Consider the following 15,811-nt stretch of genomic DNA (forward strand, 5'->3'; position numbering starts at 1 on the left):
TTCATGGTGCGAGCGGGCGGGTTCCTCCGGGTTCCTCACGGAATCCCGATGATCTTGTGCGTCTGGAGCGAAAGCCGCCAGCGCGCGTCGCGCCGGCAATAGGCCACCGCCTCGGCCGTGTTGGCGAGCCGGTCCGGCCCGTCCATCGGCTGGAGCCAGTGATGGCGGAAGTCGAGCTCCGCGAAGGCCTCCGGCGCAGCCTCGGCCTGCGGGAAGACGAGCTTCAACTCGTGGCCGCTGCGCTGGACGAGGGGATTGCCGGCCTTCGGGCTGACGCAGATCCAGTCGATGCCGGCCGGGGCCGCCAGGGTGCCGTTGGTCTCCACCGCGATCTCGAAGCCGGCCGCGTGGACGGCCGCGATCAGGGCCGCGTCGAGCTGGAGGAGGGGCTCGCCGCCGGTGAAGACGACGTAGCGGCTGTGGGGGCCGCCGGCCCAGGTCGCGGCGATCGCCGTCGCCAGCTCCTGCGCCGTGGAAAAGCGCCCGCCGCCCTCGCCATCCATCCCGATGAAGTCGGTGTCGCAGAAGCGGCAGGCGGCGCCCGCGCGGTCCTCCTCGCGGCCGGACCAGAGATTGCAGCCGGAAAAGCGGCAGAACACCGCCGCGCGACCCGCCTGGGCGCCTTCTCCCTGCAGGGTGTGGAACAGTTCCTTGACTGCGTAAGCCATCACGTCCTCGGCGCCCGCCCCGGCGGACCGTCCGGGCGCGCGCAGCTGATCCTCTGAAATCCTTCGGCCGCCGGAGACGGCTGCCGCGCACATAAGCGGTCCCCGCCATCGGCACCACGGGGCGCGGGCCGCCCCCACCCATGCGGAGACCGCCGGTATACCATGAATCCGCCGGCTTCTCGCATCTGCGAGACTGTCTGCCATGCTCCTGCCACGGAACGCGGCTTTGTGGAGACCGTGTCACGATCCGGCGAGACGCGCTTGCCGTCGCTCCCGGAGGGGTGGCATGCCAGCTTGGCCGTTGACCGGCTTCCCGCCAGGGCCGATCATCGATCGGGCCGGGGCGTTCCTTCTTGAGACAGGCCTGATGTCGAACGGATTGTTGAGGCGCCTCGTCGTTGGTCTCGCGGTGGCGGCAGGCCTGCTCGGCGCAGGTTCCGCGAGCGCGGCCACGGCACCGATCCTCGTGGTGGACGTCGATTCCGGCAAGGTGATCTACGGGCAGGCGGCCACCGACCCCTGGTTCCCAGCCTCGATCACCAAACTGATGACCACCTACGTCGCCCTGGACCTGGTGCGGCAGGGCAAGCTCTCCCTCGATTCGCTGATCACCATCTCGCCGGCCGCCGCCGCCGAGCCGCCCTCGAAGATGGGCTTCCGCCCGGGCACCAAGCTCACCCTCGACAACGCCCTGAAGATCATCATGGTCAAGTCGGCCAACGACGTGGCCTGGGCGATCGGCGAGAACCTCGGCGGCTCCGTCGAGGGCTTCGCCCAGATGATGAACGAGACCGCCCAGCGCATCGGCATGCGCGAGAGCCGCTGGACCAACCCGAACGGCCTGCCCGATGCCCGGCAATGGACCTCGGCCCGCGACATGGCCGTCCTCGGCCGCGCCCTGATCCGCGACTTCCCCGAGAGCCGCGCCCTGTTCTCGATCAGCGCGATCCAGTTCGGCCGCTCGGTGATGGCCAACCACAACGGCCTGCTCGGCCGCTACGCCGGCGCCGACGGCATGAAGACCGGCTTCATCTGCTCGGGCGGATTCAACGTCGTGGCCACCGCCACCCGCAACGGGCGCCGCATCCTCACCGTGGTGATGGGCCAGCCGAGCGCCCGCGAGCGCGATCTCAAGGCGTCGGACCTGTTCGATTACGGCTTCAGCCAGTCCCCGGGCTGGGGCGCGCAGACCCTCGACGCCCTGCCGGCCTCCGGGATCTCGGAGCCGCCGGACATGCGGCCCTATATCTGCGACCGGAAGAAGCCGATGCCGGTGGACGAGGGCCAGGGCGCCATCACGGCGAGCGCCGGGGCCGCCGGCGCCAGCGCCGACAACGCCAACGCGCAGCTGATGGCCGCCGCCGCCCCGCCTTCGGCCGCGCTGGCCTTCGCCACGATGAACAGCGCCGCCCTGCGCACCCGCGCCCTGCCGCCCCGCGCGCCGCTGCAGCCGGTCCTGGTCTGGATCGGGCGCGACCCGGCCGAGGGCGCCATCGCCCTCAACGAGCAGGAGGAGGCCGAGAAGGCGGAGAGGGCCGCCAAGGTCGCGGAGGCCCGCAAGGCCAAGCTCGAGGCGGTCGCGGCCAAGCGCGAGGCCGCCCGTCAGGCCAAGGCCGCAGCCCCCGCCACGAAGGCCGCCGCCAAGCCCGAGCCGAGGAAGGCGCTCGCCCGCGGCAAGGCCGGCGTTCCGGCCACGGCCAGCGCCTATGCCCCCGCCGAGTCGACGCCCGTGATGGAGGGCGCGCCGAAGCTGAAGGTCGGCGCCGTCAAGAAGCCGGCGGCGAAGGTCGCCCCCAAGGCCGGGGTCAAGGCCGACGCGAAGGCCGAGCACAAGCCGGCCAAGCCCGCCGCGAAGGCGGCGAAGGGCACCAAGTCCGCCAGCAAGGCGCAGGCCGACGAGTAGGACGTCTCCGACGATTTCGCCCGGAGGCTTGTCTCGGCGCCCCGGAATGACGCGGTGCTGGCATCGGAACTTCCGGGCGGCCGGCCACGCGCAGTCCCCGAGACGAGGCCTCACGGATCCGGGGCCGTGCCGGGGTGTGTTTCGTAACATTGTTACATCGCCGAGGATTGAGCAGGAGCGCCCGGAGGGCTAGGTCAGAATCATGACCGACCTGTCCAAGCCTGATCCCCGCGCGCCCGAGCCGATCCCGCTCACCGTCCTCACCGGCTTCCTCGGCGCCGGCAAGACGACCCTGCTCAACCGGATGCTGCGCGATCCGGCGCTGGCCGACACCGTGGTCATCGTCAACGAGTTCGGCGAGATCGGCCTCGACCACCTGCTGATCGAGCGGATCGACGAGGACATGGTCCTGCTCGGGGCGGGGTGCCTGTGCTGCACCGTGCGGGGCGACCTGATTGCCACCCTCGAAGACCTGCTGCGCAAGCGCGACAACGGCCGCATCCAGCCCTTCCGCCGGGTGGTGATCGAGACGACGGGCCTCGCCGACCCCGCGCCGATCCTGCACGCGCTGATCTACCATCCCTACCTCGTCATCCGGTATCGCCTCCAGGGCGTCGTCACGGTGGTCGATGCGGTCAACGGCGCCTCGACCCTGGACGCCCATGTCGAGGCCGTGCGGCAGGTGGCGGTGGCCGACCAGATCGTGGTGACGAAGCGGGACCTGGCGGATGATGACGGCCGCGCCCTCGAGGCCCGCCTGCGGGTGCTGAACCCCGCGGCGCCCCTGCGCGACGCCGCGGTGCCGCCCGCCGATCTCCTCGGCGGCCTGTTCGGCCTCGACGGCAAGAGCGCCGACGTGCGCGCCTGGCTCGGCGCCGAGGCCGAGCGCGAGGCCGGTCACGACCATGGGCATCACCATCACGGCCACCACCATCACGACGTGAACCGGCACGACGCCTCGATCCGGGCCTTCAGCCTGACCAGCGACGCGCCCGTGCCCCGCGCCGCCTTCGAGATGTTCCTCGATCTCCTGCGCTCGGCCCACGGTCCGAACCTGCTGCGCCTGAAGGGGCTCGTGGCCCTGGCCGACGCCCCCGACCGGCCGCTGGTGGTGCACGGCGTGCAGCACGTCATCCACGCGCCGGTGCATCTCGACGCCTGGCCCGATGGCGACCATCGCTCGCGCCTCGTCCTGATCCTGCGCGACCTCGATCCGGCCTTCGTCGCCCGCCTGTGGGACGCCTTCCTGGGCCGGCCGCGCATCGACGGCCCCGATGCGGCGGCCCTCACCGACAATCCGCTGGCGATCCCCGGCGGCTGAGCCGGCCCCGTCCGGAAACGGGCGGCACCGATCTTGAAACCTTAAGACCGACTGGCGCCCGCGGGCGCCCCCTTGTCCCAGGATGGGACGTCGGCGGGATCGGATCGAGACATGAGACAGCGCTTCACGGTGATCGAGGGCGGCGCGGCGGCACGGGCTCCGGCGGCCGACGCGGCCCTCACCGCGGACGTGCAGGTTTCCCCGATCGCCGCTCCGGCCGCCTGGCGGGTCGACCTGCGCCGGGCGGCGGCGGTGAGCGAGGGCGAGATCGCGGCCTGGCGCGCGCTCCTCGTCCGTGCCCGGGTGGCGGATCCGGTGCTGGCCGATCCCGATTACCTGCTCTCGGCGGCCCAGCACCAGTCGGGTGGGCGCGACCTACTCTTCGCCCTGGCCTGGACGACCGGCAACGGCCCCGACCAGCTCGCCGCCGTGCTGCCGCTGGCGCTGCCGCATACCCTCTGGGGCCAGGAGCGGATCGGCCTCTGGCAGCCGCACGGCACCGCCCTGGCGCCCACGATCGCGCCCGACCGCGTCGAGGCGGTGCGCATGGCGGTGGCCGAGCGCCTGCGTCTCCTTCGCCCCCGCGCCGTCCTGGTGCTCGATGGCGTGGCCGGGCCGGCCGCGCGGGCGCCCGCGGCGCAGCTCCGGGCGGTGCCCCGGCGCGCCGGCATTCCCGCCCAGAGCCTCGTCGGCGTGCGTCCCGGCCGGGCGCCGTCGCAGGTGGAGCGGATCGGCGAGCCGGACCGGGTCCGCGACGCGGTGGAGGAGTTCCTGCTCCTCGATGCCGAGGTCTCGCTCGCCCCGATCATCGGCGATCCGTCGGAGGCCGCGCTGGTGCGGGTGGTGACGCGGCTCTTCGCGCAGCGCCGGCAGGTCACCGTGACCCTGACGCGGCAGGAGGGGGCGATCGTCGCCGCCGCCATCACCCTCGGGCACGGGGCGCAGGCCGTCGCCTGGCGTCAGGTCGCGGGCGCGGTCGCGCCGGAACGGATCGGGCGCTCCGCCTGAGGGGCGGTGCCCGGGTCGCCGCTACTCGTCCTCGCCGAACTTGTTGGCGAGGAGGTCGGTGATCGCCGTCATGCAGGCCTCGGCGTCGTCGCCGGAGGCGACCACGGCGATCGAGGTGCCCTGTGCCGCGCCGAGGGTGAGCAGGCCCATGATCGAGCGGCCGCCCACGGTCTCGCCGGAGCGGGTCACGGTGACGGCGGCATCGTAGCGCTCGACGGTCTGGACGAACTTGGCCGATGCCCGGGCGTGCAGGCCGCGCCGGTTGATGATCGGGAGCACCTGGATCAGCCCGCCCTCGGGCACCGGCGGCAGGCTGTCGTCGGCATCGTCGTCGTAGCTCATGGGCGTCGGCCGTCCCCTCGCTGGCGTTCCGCGCCGCGCTGCGCGGCATCGGCAGGCCCGCCGTTCATGCGCGGGACCCGAGATTGCCTGTAAGCCGTGGCTGCAGGGGAAGAAAGCCTATTTGCCGGCCAGCACGCGCGACGCGACATTGATGTACTTCCGGCCCGCTTCCTGGGCGTGCAGGACGGCGTCGCCGAGGGGTTCGGCATCGCGCACGCTGGCGAGCTTGATCAGCATCGGCAGGTTGATGCCGGCCACGACCTCGACCTCGCCGCCGTTCATGCAGGAGAGGGCGAGGTTCGAGGGCGTGCCGCCGAACATGTCCGTGAGCACGACGACCCCATTGCCGGTGTTGACGCGGCTGACCGCATTCATGATGTCGAGCCGGCGCAGCTCCATATCGTCCTCGGGACCGATGGTGATGGTCTCGATCTGTTTCTGAGGCCCGACGACGTGTTCAAGGGCAGCCTTGAACTCGGTCGCCAATAGCCCGTGGGTGACGAGCACCATTCCAATCATCGACGCGGGTTCCAACGCCCTGTGAGCGGAGCCGCCATCTTGTGCAGCGCAAGGTCGAGCGCAAGGTGAATGCGGCATTTTGTGTGCTCGAACGTCATGATCATGCCACGGTGGTGGCCCCGGCGCTACGGTCTCGGGAGCGGCGGCAGGCGCAAGACCGGGCGGTGCGTCCCGGACGCCACGCCGTGGCACTCCGCGAGGGCATCGAGGACGAGGCGCGGCCCGAGGCCCGCGCGCAGCAGGGCCGCGTCCAGGCGCAGGGCCGGCAGGTCGAGCCCGAGCAGGGCCGTGCGGCTCAGGGGACCCTCCGGCAGGCGCGGCGCGTCGGCGACGAGATCGACCACGAGGCGGACCGGCACCGCGGACAGGATGTCGGTCGCCCGGAGCAGGCCGAGGCCCCGCACCTCGATCCGGTCGCCGAGACCGGGATCGGCGAGATCGGGATTCGCATGGGCGACCAGGGTCGCGCCGTCGCGGCTGAGGCGGACCCGGTCGTCGGCGACGAGACTCGCCGGCCAGTCCATCACCGAGGCCCGGTCGAGGAGGAGGAGCGCCAGGGTCGACTTGCCCGCGCCCGAGGGGCCGCGAATCAGAAGGCCCGCCTCGCCCAGGGCGATGCAGGTGGCGTGGACCGAATCGGTCCGGCTCGCGGGGTCGGGCATGGCGCGGCCGGGTCCGGTCTCAGCGGGCCGCCGCCGGCAGGCGCACGATGAAGCGGGCGCCGCGCACCGTCGGCTCGCCGTCCTCGTCCGCCGGGCCGGGGCGGTTCTCGGCCCGGATCGTGCCGCGATGGGCCTGGACGATCTGGCGCGAGATCGAGAGGCCGAGGCCGGAATTCTGGCCGAAGCCCTGCTCCGGGCGGTCGGTGTAGAAGCGCTCGAAGATCCGCTCCAGGGCGTGCTCGGGAATGCCCGGGCCCTCGTCCTCGACGATGAGCTCGACGTCGCTGCGCACGCGGCGCAGGGCCACCCGGACCTTGGCGTCGGGGGGCGAGAACGAGCGCGCGTTGTCCAGGAGGTTGTTGACCACCTGGCCGAGGCGGCTGTCGTGCCCGAAGATCGTGAACGGCGAGTCCATCTCGCCGGCGGCCGTGTCGACGTCGAACTGGATCGGGGCGTCCTTTGGGCGCCGGCGCTCGTTGGCCACCGAGACCACGGTGGTCATCAGCTTGCGCATGTCGACCCGGCGGGCCTCGGCGCGGGCGAGCTCGGCATCGAGGCGCGAGGCGTCGGAGATGTCCGAGATCAGCCGGTCGAGGCGCTTCACGTCGTGCTGGATGATGGCGAGCAGGCGCCCGCGCGAATCATCCGACTTCGCCAGCGGCAGGGTCTCGACGGCGCTGCGGAGCGAGGTCAGCGGGTTCTTCAGCTCGTGACTGACATCGGCCGCGAAGCTCTCGATGGCGTCGATCCGGCGGTAGAGCGCCTGGGTCATGTCGCGCAGCGCCCCCGACAGGTGGCCGATCTCGTCGGTGCGCCCGGTGAAGTCGGGGATCTCCTCGCGGGACTTGATGCCCAGCCGAACCTTCTCGGCGGCATCCGCGAGGCGCCGCACCGGCCCGGCGATGGCGCCCGCGAGCAGGATCGACAGCACGAGCATCACCGCCGCGGCGATGAGGAAGACCTGGAGCAGGCCGAAGCGCTCCGAGGCGATGACGCGGTCGATGTCGCCCCCTTGCGTCGACAGCATCAGGGCGCCGCGCACCGAGTTCGCCCGCTGGATCGGCACCGCCACGGAGACGATGGTCTCGCCGGCCGGGTTGCGGCGGACGATGGTGCCGCGGGCGCCGGCGAGCGCCACCTGCACCTCCTTCAGGCCGTGGCCGCTGGCCGGGCCGACATCCTCGGTCACCCCGGGGGCGGCGCCGTCGCCGTCGAGCCTGGCCCCGAACTTGGCCTGCACGGTCTCCCAGGCCTTCTCCAGCCAGGTGCGCTTGCGCGGGCGGACGTCCGGGTCGCTGCGGTTCATCTCGCCCCGCGCCGAGAGGGTGCGGGTGTCGAACAGGAGGCCGCCCTCCTGGTCGTAGACCCGGGCGCGGTTGCCCGTGGGCGTGATCAGCCGGCGTAGCAGCGGGGCCACGCGCTCGGGGTTGAGGGAGAAGGTGAGGGGGGAGGAGGGCTCCTCGCCCTCGCCGGCCTGGAGCTGGAGCAGCTTGTCGGGGTCGATCCGGATGGCGTCGGTCTCGACCGAGGCCGAGGAGGCGATGGCGCCGGCGATGATCTCGCCCTGGATCAGCAGGCTCTGCACCCGGGCCTGGATCAGCCCCTGGCGGAACTGGTTCAGGTAGAGGAAGCCGAACAGGAGGGCGATGAGCCCGACGAGGTTGAGCACGACGATGCGTCGCGTCAGGCTCGACGAGGCCCGTTGGCCGATCCCGTTCCAGATCTGGCGCGGCCAGCCCAGCACGCCGCGCGACGGGATTTCGGCTTGGTCTGTGGTGGCCACGGGCGTCCGGTGGTGAGGGAAAGCGGTGCGGGCGGGGGCGCCTGAGGCCCGGGCGGGCGCTCAGCTCTCCTTGAAGCGGTAGCCGACGCCGTAGAGCGTCTCGATCATGTCGAAGCTCGTGTCGGTCACCTTGAACTTCTTGCGCAGGCGCTTGATGTGGCTGTCGATGGTCCGGTCGTCGACGTAGACCTGGTCGTCGTAGGCCGCATCCATCAGGGCGTTGCGGCTCTTCACGACGCCGGGGCGGTGCGCCAGTGCCTGGAGGATCAGGAACTCCGTCACCGTCAGGGTCACGGGCTCGCCCTTCCAGGTGCAGGTGTGGCGCTCGGGATCCATCATCAGGAGCCCGCGCTCCAGGGAGCGGGCGGCGGCATCGGCCTCGCGGGCGGCGGCGCCCGGGCCGTCCTTGGGGGCGAAGCGCCGGAGCACGGCCTTGACCCGCTCGACGAGGAGGCGCTGCGAGAACGGCTTATGGATGAAGTCGTCGGCGCCCATCTTGAGGCCGAACAACTCGTCGATCTCCTCGTCCTTCGAGGTCAGGAAGATCACCGGAAGGTCGGATTTCTGCCGCAGACGCCTGAGAAGCTCCATCCCGTCCATGCGCGGCATCTTGATGTCGAAGATCGCGAGGTCCGGCGGGGAATGCTTCAGGCCGTCCAGCGCCGAGGCGCCGTCGGTGTAGGTCTGGATGCGGTAGCCTTCCGTCTCGAGCGCGATCGAGACTGAGGTGAGGATGTTTCGGTCGTCGTCCACGAGGGCGATGGTCGGCATGCGCGTGTCCTGTTGCTCGGATGCGGCTCGGCGGACGTCTGATGGCGCCAGCCCCTCCGCATCCCACCCCGTCCCCCGTCGTGGACGGCGGGCAGAGATCGGCAAAAACGCGGTGGCGACCGTGCCGGGGAGGCGGGCCGCGTTCGCGCGGAGAGTCAGGCTGTGTAATGGCAATGTGCTGAAAAAGCGAGCGACCTCGGTCGTTTGTTCGTTTGCGGCTTGACTGATGCCAACGGGCCGCAGTCCGGCGCCCTCGTGCGAGGGGCCGCACCCTGGCTATGATCCCCCGGCTGAACGCGGCCTGAGCACCGGTCCGCGGGCGCCGAATCGAGGGGATGTTCATGGCCGAGGGCGAGACCAGGACCGGGGGGGAACGGCGCGGGCCGGCGGTGCCGCTGCCGGCGGCCGAGGCGCCGTTCGATGCGATCGGGCTGGCCCGCCACCTCCTGCGCAGCATCCGCTCGGGCGCCCTCGCCACCCTCGACCCGGAGGACGGCACGCCCTTCGCCTCCCTGGTGACCATCGCCACGGACGTGGACGGCACGCCCCTGATGCTGCTCTCGCGGCTCTCGGCCCATACCCGCAACCTGCTGAAGGACCCGCGCGCCTCGCTGCTGTTCAGCGCCGGCGGCAAGGGCGATCCGCTCGCCCATCCGCGCCTGACCGTGACGGGACGGGTGATCCAGACCCCGGAGCCGCGGGCCCGCGCCCGCTTCGTCGCCCGCCACCCGAAATCGAAGCTCTACGCCGACTTTCCCGATTTCGGGTTCTTCGCCCTGGAGCCCACGGCCGGGCACCTCAACGGCGGCTTCGCCAAGGCCGCGGTGCTCACCGCCGACGAGCTGCGCCTCGATCTCGCCGGTGCCGAGGGGCTGGTGGCCGGAGAGGCCGGCGCCGTCGAGCACATGAACGCTGACCACGCCGACGCGCTGGCGCTCTACGCCGTGGCGGCCGGGGCCGAGCCGGGTCCCTGGCGCCTCACCGGCCTCGACCCGGAAGGCATGGACCTCCTCACCGGAGACCGGACCGCGCGGGTGCTCTACCCGGAGCCGGTCCGGGAGATGGGCGCCCTGCGCAAGGTGCTGGTGACGATGGCCGCGCAGGCCCGGGCGGGGGATGCGCCGAGGGCGGATTGATCCTCTCCGGCGGCCGGCCCGGTCGGCGGCGGCCCGAGGGCATCGGGGCCGTCGCCCCGATGCGTCGGCGGTCGGGCGCCGGTGCGCCCGGTCGCGGGCCTACTTCTTGTCGTGGCTGTGACCGTGGGCGTGTCCGTCATCGGCGGAGTGCACGGGCTTGCCGTCCTTGGTCAGCTCGCGGCTCTCGCTGACGCGTGGGTCGTCGCGATGGGCCGGACCGCCGGAGACGCCGCCGGTATTGGGCACGGACACGGACGGATTGGCGGCATTGCCGTGGCCGTCGATGGCGGATGCCGGGCCTGCCAGCGCGGTCATGAGGGCGACCGAGAGCAGGGTGAGCGTGGTGCGGGTCATCGTGATCCTCGTGTTGGCGCAGCCCCGTCGGCTGCGGTGAGGCTGGAGATGGCCAGGCCGTTCGACCGCCGTGTGCCGGGTTCGTGACGAAGTGTGTCGACCCGAGTCCGGACGACGATTTGCGCCGGGGCGCGGTGTCCGGCTCAGCCGGGCGGACGGGGCAGGACGATGCGCACCCGCAGGCCGCCGCCGGCCCGGTTCTCGAGGCCGATGCGCCCGCCCTCCGCGTCAACGACGCGCCGGGCGATCGTCAGCCCGAGACCGGTTCCGCCGTTGTTCCGGTTCCGCGAGCCTTCGAGGCGGGTGAAGGGCGCGAAGGCCCGCTCCACCGCGTCCGCCGGAATGCCGGGGCCGTCGTCCTCGACGCAGACCACGAGGGTCGACGTCTCGACCGCGAGGTGCAGGTGGGCGCGGCCGCCGTAGCGGACGGCGTTGTCGACCACGTTGTCCAGCGCCCGCCGCAGCGCGACCGGGCGAATCGCCGCGAGGGCCCGGCCGGGTCCGTCGTAGTGGATCGCTTGGCCGGCATCCTGTCCCGCATCGGCGATGCTGATCAGGAGGCTGGCGACGTTGGTGACCCGGCGCGCCTCCGGGTCGGCGTCGCCGCGCAGGTAGGCCAGCGTCGAGTCGATCATGGCCAGCATGTCGTCGAGGTCGGATTCCATGCCCCGTCGCTCGGGCGCGTCGCCGAGCCCGTCGAGCCGCAGGCGCAGGCGCGCGATCGGGGTGCGCAGGTCGTGGGAGACGGCGGCGAGCGCCTGGGTGCGCTCGGTCAGGAGATCCGCGATCCGCGCCTGCATGCCGTTGAGGGCGCGGGCGATCTCGCGGGTCTCGTCCGGGCCGGCCTCCGGCACCGGCACCGGCCGGTTGTGACCGATCAGGCCGGTCAGGCGCGTCAGGCTGCGCAGGGGACCGGCGATCCGGTGCATCAGCAGCACCGCCGCGAGGCCGACGAGGACGGCCATGGCGGTGGCCAGGTAGGCCCAGGGATTCTGCAGGGCGAGGCTCGGCGCATGGGCGGAGCGGAAGGTCAGGGCGGTCCCGTCCGGGAGCGCCAGCGTCCCGGCGAGGTCGTTCCGGTGGAGGGGATCGTCGCCCCCCTCCAGCGTCAGGGCGAGGGCGTCCCCGAGACTCGGGTCGAGGGCGGTCAGGCGCGCGCGCAGGGGCGCGAGGGGCGGATCCGTCCGCGACCGCTCCGGCGCGATGGCCTCGGACCATCTGATCTCGAAATGCGGATTGGACAGGGCCTTCGCCTCGCCATCCCGCTCCGCCGGCGGTCGCCGCATCACGGCCTCGCGGGCCAGGGCGAGCTGCGTCGCGACCTGGCTCGCGAAGGCCTCGTCGGCCGCCGCGGCGGCCGATTGGCGATAGAGCAGCAGGGCGCCTCCATGGACCGCCAGGATGGCGACGAGCAGAACGGCGACCGTGCGGGCCTCGAGGCTTCGGGCCAGGGGGCGCAGCCGGCCGAGGAACGCGCCGCCGACGGACCGGACACTCATGCGCGCTCGACCTTGGTCGCCAGCATGTAGCCCGAGCCCCGCACCGTCTTGATCACCGGCTGGCCGCCCTCGGGGGGATCGAGCTTTCGCCGCAGCCGGCTGACCAGGGTGTCGACGCTGCGGTCGGAGGGCGAGCCCAGACGGGCGCGCGACAGTTCGAGGATCTGCTCGCGGCCGAGGACCCGTCCCGGATGGTCGAGGAACACGAGGAGGAGGTCGTATTCCGCGCCCGAGAGATCGACGCCGGCCCCTTCCGGATCGACGAGGGCGCGGCTGCGCAGGTCGAGCTGCCAGCCGGCGAAGGTGAGGGTCCCGTGGCCGCGCGCGGCCAGGGGCGCCGGCGCGACGATCGAACGGCGCAGGACGGCGCGGATCCGGGCGAGCAGCTCGGGGCGCCCGAACGGCTTGGCGATGTAGTCGTCGGCGCCGAGTTCCAGGCCGAGCACCCGGTCCGCTTCCTCGCCCCGCGCGCTGACGATGATCACCGGCACCCGGGACCGGGACCGCAGCGTGCGCAGCAGGTCGAGGCCCGAGGCGCCGGGCAGCATGACGTCGAGGAGAATCAGGTCGACGCCACCCTCCGGCAGCAGCCGCCACAGCTCGGCGCCGCTCCGGCATCCGGTGACCCGGTAGCCGCTCTCGCGCAGGGCGCGGGTCACCAGCATGCGCATGCCGTCGTCGTCCTCGACGAGGAGGACATGGCCCGCATCCGGCGTGGGACCGGCGCCCTCACTGGGGATCATGGTTCGACCTCGCTCCGTCTGCGGGGGTGGGCGTCACCGCGGGATCGGCCGGCGATCAGGCGTGGCTGCAAGCCCGTTCTGCAAGCGCGTTCCGTTCCGGGTCCGGGCGCCGCGTCGTTCGGTCTGGTCCCCGAGACGGCGCCGGATTCGCCCTGCGCTTGGCGCGGGGGGCGGGCGCTGCTATCTGCGGCGTTCAAATTCTTCACCCCCTTATGACCGTGCGCCGGGTCCGTCCGATGACGGCGGGCCGCGCGCGCCGGAGATCGCATTCTCGATGACAACGACCCCCATCGACAACATCCGCAACTTCTCCATCGTCGCGCATATCGACCACGGCAAGTCGACGCTGGCCGACCGGCTGATCCAGACCACCGGCACGGTGGCCCTGCGCGACATGAGCGAGCAGATGCTCGACTCGATGGACATCGAGAAGGAGCGCGGCATCACCATCAAGGCGCAGACGGTGCGCCTCGAGTACAAGGCCGAGGACGGCAAGGACTACGTCCTCAACCTGATGGACACGCCCGGCCACGTCGACTTCGCCTACGAGGTGTCGCGCTCGCTCGCGGCCTGCGAAGGCTCGCTGCTGGTGGTCGACGCCTCGCAGGGCGTCGAGGCGCAGACGCTCGCCAACGTCTACCAGGCCCTCGACGCCAACCACGAGATCGTCCCCGTCCTCAACAAGATCGACCTGCCGGCGGCGGAGCCCGAGCGCATCCGCGCCCAGATCGAGGAGGTGATCGGCATCGACGCCTCCGAGGCGGTGGCGATCTCGGCCAAGAGCGGCCTCAACATCGAGGCGGTGCTGGAGGCCATCGTCACCCGCCTGCCGCCGCCCAAGGGCGACCGCGACGCGCCCCTGAAGGCGCTCCTCGTCGACAGCTGGTACGACGTCTATCTCGGCGTCGTCGTGCTGGTGCGCATCGTCGACGGCGTCCTGAAGAAGGGCATGAACATCCGCATGATGCGGGCCGACGCCGTCCACGGCGTCGACAAGATCGGCGTGTTTCGCCCGAAGATGGCCGATATCGGCGAGCTCGGCCCCGGCGAGGTCGGCTTCTTCACCGGCTCGATCAAGGAGGTGGCAGACACCCGCGTCGGCGACACGCTCACCGAGGACAAGCGCCCCTGCAAGGAGATGCTGCCGGGCTTCAAGGACGTGCAGTCGGTGGTGTTCTGCGGGCTGTTCCCGGTCGATGCCGCCGAGTTCGAGACCCTGCGCAGCGCCATGAGCAAGCTCCGGCTCAACGACGCCTCGTTCTCGTATGAAATGGAGACCTCCGCGGCTTTGGGCTTCGGCTTCCGCTGCGGCTTCCTCGGGCTGCTCCACCTCGAGATCATCCAGGAGCGCCTGGAGCGCGAGTTCAACCTCGACCTGATCTCCACGGCGCCCTCCGTGGTCTACCGCCTGCAGATGACGGACGGGTCGATCAAGGAGCTGCACAACCCGGCCGACATGCCGGACGTGATGAAGATCACCGCCATCGAGGAGCCGTGGATCCGCGCCACCATCCTCACCCCCGACGAGTATCTCGGCGGCGTGCTCAAGCTCTGCCAGGACCGGCGCGGCACCCAGGTCGACCTCAACTACGTCGGCAAGCGCGCCATGGTGGTCTACGACCTGCCGCTGAACGAGGTGGTGTTCGACTTCTACGACCGCCTGAAGTCGATCTCGAAGGGCTACGCCTCCTTCGACTACCACATCTCCGATTACCGCGAGGGCGACCTCGTGAAGATGTCGATCCTGGTCAATGCCGAGCCGGTCGACGCCCTCTCGATGCTGGTCCACCGCACCCGCGCCGAGCATCGCGGCCGGGCCATGTGCGAGAAGCTGAAGGACCTGATCCCGCGCCACCTGTTCCAGATCCCGGTCCAGGCGGCTTTGGGCGGCAAGATCATCGCCCGCGAGACCATCAAGGCGCTGTCCAAGGACGTGACCGCCAAGTGCTACGGCGGCGACATCTCGCGCAAGCGCAAGCTCCTCGACAAGCAGAAGGAGGGCAAGAAGAAGATGCGCCAGTTCGGCAAGGTCGAGATCCCGCAGGAGGCGTTCATCGCCGCCCTGAAGATGGACGATTGAGCCGGGCCGCCCGACCGTGGACCACAATCCGGACCCGAACGCGCCCATCCCGCTGACCGTCCTGATCCGGACGCTGAACGAGGCGGACCGCATCGAGGCGGCGATCCGCTCGGCGCTGCCGCTGCGCTGCGAGATCCTCGTCATCGATGCGGGCTCGACGGACGCGACCGTGTCCATCGCCGAATCCCTCGGCGCGCGGGTGGTGGTGAACCCCTGGAAGGGGTTCGGGCCGCAGCGGCGCTTCGGCGAGGAGCTCTGCCGGCACGACCACGTCTTCAGCGTCGATGCCGACGAGATCCTGACGCCCGAGATCGTCCGCGAGATCCGGGCGATCTTCCGCTCGCCCAAAATCCCGTCGCTGATGATCGTCCGCAAGGCGATGGTGCTGCCCCACCACGCGCGCCCCTCGCCCTGGGCCTTCTGCACCGAGAACGTCTACCTCTACGACCGGCGCGTCGCCCGCACCACCGACAACCCGAACTGGGACAAGCTCGCGATCACCACGGACGAGAAGCCGGTGACGATCCGCTCCGTGGTCTGGCACCACACCTTCCGCGACTGGAACCACGCCATCGCCAAGTCGAACTATGTCGGGCAGCTCGCCGCCGACACGCAGCCCATCGGCTCGCGGTTCGAGACCGGCCTGCGGCTGGTGTTCGAGTATCCCCTCAACTTCCTGAAGTTCTACATCCTGCGTCGCTTCTTCCTCGCCGGGCTCGACGGCTTCGTGATGGCGAGCGTGCTCGCCTATGGGCGCTTCATCCGGATCGCCAAGATGCACGAGGCGACCCGCGGCCAGCCCTCGACGGGGCTGCCCTTCCTGCGCCGGGCCAAGCGCCCCGCGCCGGATGCCCAGGCCGGACCCGGCTGAGGCGATTCCGGCCGCGCCGCATTCCCCAGCCGACCGCGGCCGCCGGACCGCCCCGGCCACATCCGCGACGCATTCCGCCTGCTCCTGATCGCGGTCGGCGTCCGCGCCCGGCGCGCCGCTTGCCAGGCGGCCGGGGGCGCGGCACTGTCAG

15 protein-coding genes are annotated in these 15,811 nt (G+C 71.5%); 6 read left to right on the forward strand and 9 right to left on the reverse strand.

The window, feature by feature from the left end; all coding sequences use genetic code 11:
- Nucleotides 1-35: 35 nt before the first annotated feature.
- Nucleotides 36-668, reverse strand: coding sequence for a 7-carboxy-7-deazaguanine synthase (queE, locus tag AC0IWM_RS04700; protein WP_471753299.1), 633 nt, complete (start codon nucleotides 666-668; stop codon nucleotides 36-38).
- Nucleotides 669-1,035: 367 nt separating this feature from the next.
- Here queE and AC0IWM_RS04705 point away from each other — a divergent pair, with 367 nt between their 5' ends.
- From AC0IWM_RS04705 to AC0IWM_RS04715, 3 genes are all read left to right on the forward strand, one after another.
- Complete coding sequence (locus tag AC0IWM_RS04705) at nucleotides 1,036-2,571, forward strand: D-alanyl-D-alanine carboxypeptidase family protein (RefSeq protein WP_471753300.1); 1,536 nt, start codon at nucleotides 1,036-1,038, stop codon at nucleotides 2,569-2,571.
- Between the two features lie 202 nt (nucleotides 2,572-2,773).
- A complete protein-coding gene (locus AC0IWM_RS04710; RefSeq protein WP_471753301.1) occupies nucleotides 2,774-3,892 on the forward strand; it encodes a CobW family GTP-binding protein in 1,119 nt (372 codons plus the stop codon).
- A gap of 111 nt (nucleotides 3,893-4,003) precedes the next feature.
- Nucleotides 4,004-4,900 carry a GNAT family N-acetyltransferase gene (locus AC0IWM_RS04715; protein ID WP_471753302.1) on the forward strand — a complete coding sequence of 299 codons (897 nt, stop codon included), beginning with the start codon at nucleotides 4,004-4,006 and terminating at the stop codon, nucleotides 4,898-4,900.
- Nucleotides 4,901-4,921: 21 nt separating this feature from the next.
- On the opposite strand, the gene AC0IWM_RS04720 is transcribed toward AC0IWM_RS04715, so the two are convergent.
- From AC0IWM_RS04720 to AC0IWM_RS04740, 5 genes are all read right to left on the reverse strand, one after another.
- The gene (locus AC0IWM_RS04720) at nucleotides 4,922-5,242 is read right to left on the reverse strand and encodes an HPr family phosphocarrier protein (protein WP_056466436.1); all 321 of its coding nucleotides are present in this window, start codon (nucleotides 5,240-5,242) and stop codon (nucleotides 4,922-4,924) included.
- 117 nt (nucleotides 5,243-5,359) lie between these two features.
- On the reverse strand, nucleotides 5,360-5,761 hold the full coding sequence (locus AC0IWM_RS04725) for a PTS sugar transporter subunit IIA (RefSeq protein ID WP_056466439.1): 402 nt from the start codon (nucleotides 5,759-5,761) through the stop codon (nucleotides 5,360-5,362).
- A gap of 125 nt (nucleotides 5,762-5,886) precedes the next feature.
- Nucleotides 5,887-6,423, reverse strand: coding sequence for an HPr kinase/phosphorylase (locus AC0IWM_RS04730; RefSeq protein ID WP_471753303.1), 537 nt, complete (start codon nucleotides 6,421-6,423; stop codon nucleotides 5,887-5,889).
- 19 nt (nucleotides 6,424-6,442) lie between these two features.
- Nucleotides 6,443-8,206 (reverse strand): sensor histidine kinase, encoded by a 1,764-nt coding sequence (locus AC0IWM_RS04735; RefSeq protein WP_056466442.1) that lies wholly within the window; start codon nucleotides 8,204-8,206, stop codon nucleotides 6,443-6,445.
- A 60-nt stretch (nucleotides 8,207-8,266) separates the two neighbouring features.
- The gene (locus tag AC0IWM_RS04740; RefSeq protein WP_055947774.1) at nucleotides 8,267-8,977 is read right to left on the reverse strand and encodes a response regulator transcription factor; all 711 of its coding nucleotides are present in this window, start codon (nucleotides 8,975-8,977) and stop codon (nucleotides 8,267-8,269) included.
- 341 nt (nucleotides 8,978-9,318) lie between these two features.
- On the opposite strand from AC0IWM_RS04740, the gene AC0IWM_RS04745 reads away from it, so the two are divergent.
- Nucleotides 9,319-10,113 carry a HugZ family pyridoxamine 5'-phosphate oxidase gene (locus tag AC0IWM_RS04745; protein ID WP_471753304.1) on the forward strand — a complete coding sequence of 265 codons (795 nt, stop codon included), beginning with the start codon at nucleotides 9,319-9,321 and terminating at the stop codon, nucleotides 10,111-10,113.
- A gap of 99 nt (nucleotides 10,114-10,212) precedes the next feature.
- Here AC0IWM_RS04745 and AC0IWM_RS04750 read toward each other — a convergent pair whose 3' ends face one another.
- The 3 genes from AC0IWM_RS04750 to AC0IWM_RS04760 form a co-directional block, all read right to left on the reverse strand.
- On the reverse strand, nucleotides 10,213-10,467 hold the full coding sequence (locus AC0IWM_RS04750; RefSeq protein WP_471753305.1) for a hypothetical protein: 255 nt from the start codon (nucleotides 10,465-10,467) through the stop codon (nucleotides 10,213-10,215).
- Between the two features lie 143 nt (nucleotides 10,468-10,610).
- Complete coding sequence (locus AC0IWM_RS04755) at nucleotides 10,611-11,966, reverse strand: ATP-binding protein (RefSeq protein WP_471753306.1); 1,356 nt, start codon at nucleotides 11,964-11,966, stop codon at nucleotides 10,611-10,613.
- On the reverse strand, nucleotides 11,963-12,709 hold the full coding sequence (locus AC0IWM_RS04760; RefSeq protein WP_471753307.1) for a response regulator transcription factor: 747 nt from the start codon (nucleotides 12,707-12,709) through the stop codon (nucleotides 11,963-11,965). The genes AC0IWM_RS04755 and AC0IWM_RS04760 overlap by 4 nt, the downstream gene beginning before the upstream one ends.
- 274 nt (nucleotides 12,710-12,983) lie before the next feature.
- Between AC0IWM_RS04760 and lepA the strand changes: the two genes are divergently transcribed.
- Nucleotides 12,984-14,789, forward strand: a complete 1,806-nt coding sequence (lepA, locus tag AC0IWM_RS04765; protein ID WP_056466452.1) for a translation elongation factor 4 — start codon at nucleotides 12,984-12,986, stop codon at nucleotides 14,787-14,789.
- A gap of 16 nt (nucleotides 14,790-14,805) precedes the next feature.
- Complete coding sequence (locus tag AC0IWM_RS04770) at nucleotides 14,806-15,660, forward strand: glycosyltransferase family 2 protein (protein ID WP_471753308.1); 855 nt, start codon at nucleotides 14,806-14,808, stop codon at nucleotides 15,658-15,660.
- The last annotated feature ends 151 nt before the right edge of the window (nucleotides 15,661-15,811 follow it).

Source organism: Methylobacterium sp. AC433, from assembly GCF_979253015.1.